Source organism: Phenylobacterium sp. (assembly GCF_030697925.1).
Taxonomy (GTDB): Bacteria; Pseudomonadota; Alphaproteobacteria; order Caulobacterales; family Caulobacteraceae; genus Phenylobacterium.
Window position 1 is genome coordinate 1 of record NZ_JAUYOJ010000199.1, and the last position, 6002, is coordinate 6002.

General features: G+C 66.7%; 3 protein-coding genes. All 3 read left to right on the forward strand.

Features of this window, described 5'->3' with window-relative positions:
• The first annotated feature begins 442 nt into the window (after positions 1-442).
• Genes Q8Q88_RS19020 through Q8Q88_RS19030 form a run of 3 tightly spaced genes read left to right on the forward strand, consistent with a single transcriptional unit; the run spans position 443 to position 5673 of the window.
• A complete protein-coding gene (locus Q8Q88_RS19020) occupies positions 443-2221 on the forward strand; it encodes a Hint domain-containing protein (RefSeq protein ID WP_305676756.1) in 1779 nt (592 codons plus the stop codon).
• 27 nt (positions 2222-2248) lie between these two features.
• Complete coding sequence (locus Q8Q88_RS19025; RefSeq protein WP_305676757.1) at positions 2249-3061, forward strand: hypothetical protein; 813 nt, start codon at positions 2249-2251, stop codon at positions 3059-3061.
• The gene (locus Q8Q88_RS19030; RefSeq protein ID WP_305676758.1) at positions 3061-5673 is read left to right on the forward strand and encodes a hypothetical protein; all 2613 of its coding nucleotides are present in this window, start codon (positions 3061-3063) and stop codon (positions 5671-5673) included. The genes Q8Q88_RS19025 and Q8Q88_RS19030 overlap by 1 nt, the downstream gene beginning before the upstream one ends.
• Positions 5674-6002 lie beyond the last annotated feature (329 nt).

Sequence of the window (6002 nt, forward strand, 5' to 3'; positions counted from 1 at the left end):
ACGCTCGTGGCCACGATGTAGCGCATCAGATGTGGACTCAGGGCCTGACCGAAAGAAGCCTTGGTTCTGAGCGCGATGATCTGCCTGACCGAACCTTTGGTCAGCGGCCCTCGATGTCGCGAAAGACAGGGCATCATCTCCCTGCGCTCAAGGTCTCGGTCGGCGGCCCCAGGCCGGTCTCAGCTCGGCAAGCGCCTGTGGCCGGGCGCGAGGAACTTCCGTTGATTCAGTCAGGTAAGAGATCCCGCCAACCTGGCTCGCGGATGCGATCCAAGTCGAACAACTTACTAGAGATCAAATGATATACACGCCTTATGGTTGACATCAAAACGCGATTGATACAGCCTGGCTCCGTCAGAATTCGCGCACCCGGCCCGGCCCGGCCCCTCGACGTCAAGGCCGGCGCATGCCGATGCGTATTTCCGAGACGGAGAGCATCGCCATGCGTCGGTCCTTCGCTTGCTTGGTTTGCATTATTCTCCTGTCCACGGGCGGCTTGGGCCTTGAGGCGCAGGCCACCGAGGCGCAGGCGCTGGGCTGGAGCGAGGCCGATCGCGCCGCGGCGGCCTACGCCCTCAAGCGGGCCGGACAGGAGCGCACCGTCACCATCGATCTCAGCGATCCGCAGATGGCCCGCTTCCTGAAGCGTCACTACGAGATCTCCGGCATGACCGCGGCGCGGTATCCGGGGCTGCACAAGCTGATGGCGACCCAGGCCAAGGTGCACGCCGCCGTGGGCGTGACGGGCGCCAGGGTCACGGCCGTCTCCGACGACCTGACCTATGAGGACCTGGCCACCCTGATGGTGGCGCTCTATCCGACCGCCGCCACGACCTATGCCGCGGCTGGGGTCGCGAGCATGGAGGCTTCCGCGCAGGACCCGAGCCGCAACCTGCAGCTCTCCTATGCGAGCCTTTGCTTCTACGACGCCAACAGCAATCCGATCGGAACCTGCGCCACCCAGAGCTCGTTCGGCGCCGGCCAGTACTTCCCGGTCAACAATTCGCTGAGCGCGGCCCCGCAGTCGTTCAGCGGCGTGGTCACCGCGACCTATTACGACGTCACCGACCAGCGTTACGTCGCCCAGATGTCGAAGCTGGCGGTGGACGCCATCGACTACCCCAGCACCCAGACCATCGCCCATCCGGTGATCGTCCACGCGTCGAACAATTCCCTGGGGGCGGCCCTGGTCTGCACGAGCCGAGCGGTCAACGCCAACGCCAATCCAGGCACCTGCGACTACGGGACCTATCAGAACACCGGTGTCCTGATGAACATGGTCGGGTCGGTCACCTATGGGCCTAACCAAATCCCCCAGACCGACGGTGGCGGCCACCTGGTGGGCACGGGTTCGGTCTCGCTGATCAACACCATCCAGGGCGGGCAATGCCGGCTCGCCCCGTCCATCAGCGGCACGAATTTCTTCACCCAGCCCCAGGTCACCTACGCCACGGCCACCAAGACGGTCAGCTGGAACTTCAACAACCTGGACTTCGGCCAGACGGCCAGCCTGATCTGCGGCGGCGCCGGGACCGGCATCCAGTTCTCGCTGCTGCTGCAGGTCACTGACACGAGCGACTCCGACAATATCGTGGCGGCGCAACTCTCCACCGCCGGTGTCACGACGCCTCATTTCATCGGCGCCAACTCCGGCACCCTGGCCACACCGATGCTGCGGCTTGTGGCCGGGTGCCTGCACCCCGACACCGTCGTGACCATGGCCAGCGACGGCGCTGGCCGGAAGATCGCGAGCCTGGCTGGCGAGGGCGAACTGCTGAAGGCCAAGGACGGCCAGTCGCGCGTGGTCGGCACTGTGACCGGCAAGGACGACTGGCTCTATGTGATCACCGCGAAGAACCGGCTGAGCGTCAAGGCCACCGCCGAGCATCCCTTCGTGGGGATCGATGGCGACTGGCGGGCGGCCGCGGATTTGAAGCCCGGCGACCGGGTGCTGGCCGCCGGCGGGCCGGTGGTGATCGCCTCGGTCCGGAAGATCGCCTATGGCGGCCCGGTGGCCAACCTTGTCCTGGCCCATCCGCAGCAGGGCGCCACGCTGCAGACCGAGACCTTCTACGCCAACGGCTTCCTGGTCGGCGGATATGACGCCCAACAGGCCGTGGCCCTGGCCAGGCGCAAGACGCCCGCCTTTGTGCGGTCCCGCCTGCCGGGCGATTTCAAGGTCGACTACGCCAGTCACCTGCAAGACGCGCGCGGCCGCTGAACACGCCTGCGCCTGGAGAGGACCGAAATGCGCCAACCGCAGAAATTGCGCCTTGCCGCGCTGGGGCTCGTGCTGGCCGGCCTCGGACTGATTCCGCTGGCGGGAGTCGTGCTGGCCCAGACCCCGACCGCCATCAAGGGGTTTATCGTCGACCAGAAGGGTAACCTCGGCGTCGGCACCAGCGCGCCGCAGGCCATGCTGCACGTGGCCGGCAACACCCTGATCGAGGGGTTGATCAAAGGCGACGGGGTGAACGGCCAGTTCGGGTCTTCGGCCGTGCTGAGCGGCTTCGACACCCGCTACGGGCAGCGCCCCTTCGTGCTGACCTACAACGAAACGGGCTCGCCACAGACCAGCATCCAGATACAGGCGGTCGACCCGACGAACCCCAACCGGTCGGTGTACAAGACCTTCGTCATCGACCATCCCGTGGCCAGGGACCGCTACCTGGTCCACGCCTCGCTGGAGGGGCCCGAAGGCGCGGTCTATTATCGCGGCAGCGCGCAACTGGCCCACGGCCGGGCCGTGGTGAAGCTTCCCGCCTATTTCGAAAGCCTCACCCGCGCGGCCGGCCGGACTGTCCAGCTGACCAATGTCGACGGCTTCGACCCGCTGGCGATCCGCACGCGCAACGGTCGCAAGGTGTCGGAGGCCGCCTTCCTGGTCGTGTCGAGCAATCCGACCTCCAGCCAGCGCTTCGACTGGGAGGTCAAGGCCCTGCGGGCCGACGGCGCCCCGCTGCAGGTCGAGCCCTTGAAGACCCAGCTCACCGTCAGCGGCTTCGGGCCCTACACCTATGCAACGCCCGCCGCGCCGACGGCGGGCGAGGCGGCCCGCTGATGGCCACCGTCCCGGGCCTTCGCCGCCTTGCCTCCATCCTGCTGCTGGCGCTGGCGACCCTGGTCGGCGCGCCGTCCAAGGGCGCGGCCCAGCCGCATCAGTGGAATCTCACGGTCGCCTCCTGGAACCTGCTCAATTTCAGCCTCGCCAAGGCCACCGTCCCAGGCGGCGGCGACCGGGTGAATCTGCTGACCCGCATGGGCAATGTCGCCGGCGCTTACGACATCCTGGTCTTCCAGGAGGTGTTGGAGGCCGGCGCCTCGGTCACCGCGCATCTGATCAACTATCTGCCTCCCGGATATGCCTGCAACCAGGTCAGCGCCGCCTCGGGCCGGGTGGGCCGGCAGGAACGCTACGTGGTCTGCGCGCCGCCCGCCAACGCCTGGGGCGCGATCGCCATTGTCGGTTGGACGGACTATTCGACCACGGGCGCCAACTACCTGGCCGCCAACGGAACCATGCAACCGGCCGCCAATGTCTGGATGCGGCCGCCGGCGATCGCCCGGGTCACCTTCACGCCTAACGACCCCACCTTCGCGCCGGTCACCTTCGACATATATACGAACCACACCAAGCCGGCCTATGGCGCCTCGGCCCAGGCGCGCCCGCCCGGCACGGTCGCCGGCGCGCCCAACAGCAGCGTCGTGCACTATGAGTTGCAAGCCATTCAGAACAACCTCACCGCCGGGGTGAATAGGATGCTGATCGGCGACCTCAACTCCGATTGCGCGTCCTACCCGGTGATGTACCGAGGGATGGATTTCGCCGCGGGCTGGACCTGGCACATCGGGTACGGCACGCGGACCAACACCGCCGTCGGCTCGTCCTGCGCCTATGACCGCATCATCCTCAACACCGGGCTGCAGGCCTACTACCTCGGCCACGGCGTCAATTATGACCACTATGACAACGCCACGCGCATCGACACCCAACGGATCTCCGACCACTATCCCGCCTGGGTCCGCTTCGGCCAGTTTCAGAACCCGCCCGCGCCGGCCCTGATCGCCTCGCTCAGCACCCCGGTCACCCAGGCCAACAAACAGGCCAAGTTCAAGGTCACCGATACGGTCCATTCGGCGGGCTCGGCCCTGAAGCCTTCGGTCACGGGCGCGAAATTCTACATCACCGGCTACACGACGACGCAGAACTACAAGTCCAACTTCACCTATGCGCTGACCGATGTGCGCGGAGCGCCCGACAGCGTCTCGACCGACGCCGATGGCGATCTCAACCAGACTATCAACTGGGCGTCCCCGCCCGCCGGCGCCTATGTGTTTGTCTTCGACGCCAACGGCGATGGGCGGTTCCGGCTGGCCGACGGCGACTTCGCCAACAACGCCGTCGAGGCCGACATCCTCGTCACGGCCGCCAGCACTGGTCACAACGACCTGGTGACGCTTGGCGACAATATGCGCGTGCGCGACGCCTTCGACCTCGGCCAAGCCTACAATGTCTATGTCCTGGCCAAGAACCTGCCGGCGAACGCCACGGGCGATCTCTATGTCGTCAGCGACCATCTGCTGGCCCAGGCCGGCTACGCCAACTGGGCCGCCGCCCGCCAGGCGCGGATCGCGCTCGCCCCCTACTCGATCCCGATTGCGCTCGCGGCCTCCGGGGCGATCGTCACCAGCGCCCTGACGCCGGCCGACGTCCGCCAGCCGTTCAAGGCGACGCCCAGCGGCGAACTCTTCCTGAGCGCCTGGCCACGTCCCGCCCAGCTGATGAACGCGGTGGTCAACTATGCGGCGCCCCCGAGTTCGGTCTTCTCGCCGGCCTATGCCGGGAACGGCGATCCGCCAGCCTCGCCGGACGACACCAACTATGACGACGACCCCTGCGCCTCGGCGCACAGCAGCGCCGATCCGAACTTCCAGAAGTCGTGCAACATCGGGTTCCTGTTCTCCAACTATTACGGCAACGCCTTCAACGTGGTCCTCGACCTGGACAGCGACGGCAAGCTGGGACCGAACGACCCGGTGGACCTCCGCGACATCGGCGACATGACCGCCTATTTCAACGGCCCTGCCACGGTGCTGGGCCCGAACGCCAACGGCCAGCCGGCGGTCTCGGAATACAAGGAGTATCTCTCGCGGGCGCTCAGCGTCGATCTGACGCCTGACAACACCTATGACGCTGCGACCATGGCGGCCTCAGGCCGGTACGCCTGCGGCCCGACCCTGTCGAAGACGGCGTTCCAGACCTGGATCGTCCCCGACGCCCAGACCGGCTTTCGGGTGCTGGAGAGCGGCGCCTACCAGGGCCAGCGGACGGCCGCCTCCGGACTCTACCAGTACGACCAGGCCTTCATAGCCAACCTGTCGACGAACGACGCCGACGTGTGCATCAGCGGCGGCGACCTGGCCTATGGCGGCGGTGTTTCGGCCGATGCCGGATCAAAAATCACTGCGGTGGCCGACACCCACCGTTTCGAGGGCGCCACGGTGACCAGCAACGCCTCCGCCGAATGCTGGATTGCGGTGGAAACCACGGCGGGGACGGCTATCGCCGTCGGGGCCGGGTCTGGCTTCTTCACCCTCGGGACTGGGCTCATCGCCGGCCTGGTGGTCGCTGCTGGAGCCAACTTCACCGGCGCGCTGGCGTGCGGCCTCTGAAAGCGGGAGCGCTTTCGGCGTTCGCGACCCGTTCCGGACCTGCCGCTACCGTTCCACCAGAGCGCTCTCAGCTAGAGGCGGTTGGGACCTGAGGAAGGGGATCAGCTTGGCGGGCCTGTTTGGCTCGCAAACCGTATCCTGCCGACATTTCGGACGACGAGTCGGCGTTCGGCGCCCCATACTTTCCGCCGCCGCCCGGCCGCTTCGGGCAGCGTGCGTGGTCGTGGCGCAGCCGTGTAGAACCTATCCCATAACGCCTCGCGGTGCGCGCACTCAGCTAAGCTGCGTCCTCCACACCGCGGGACGAAACATCTAGGCGGCGGATTTGC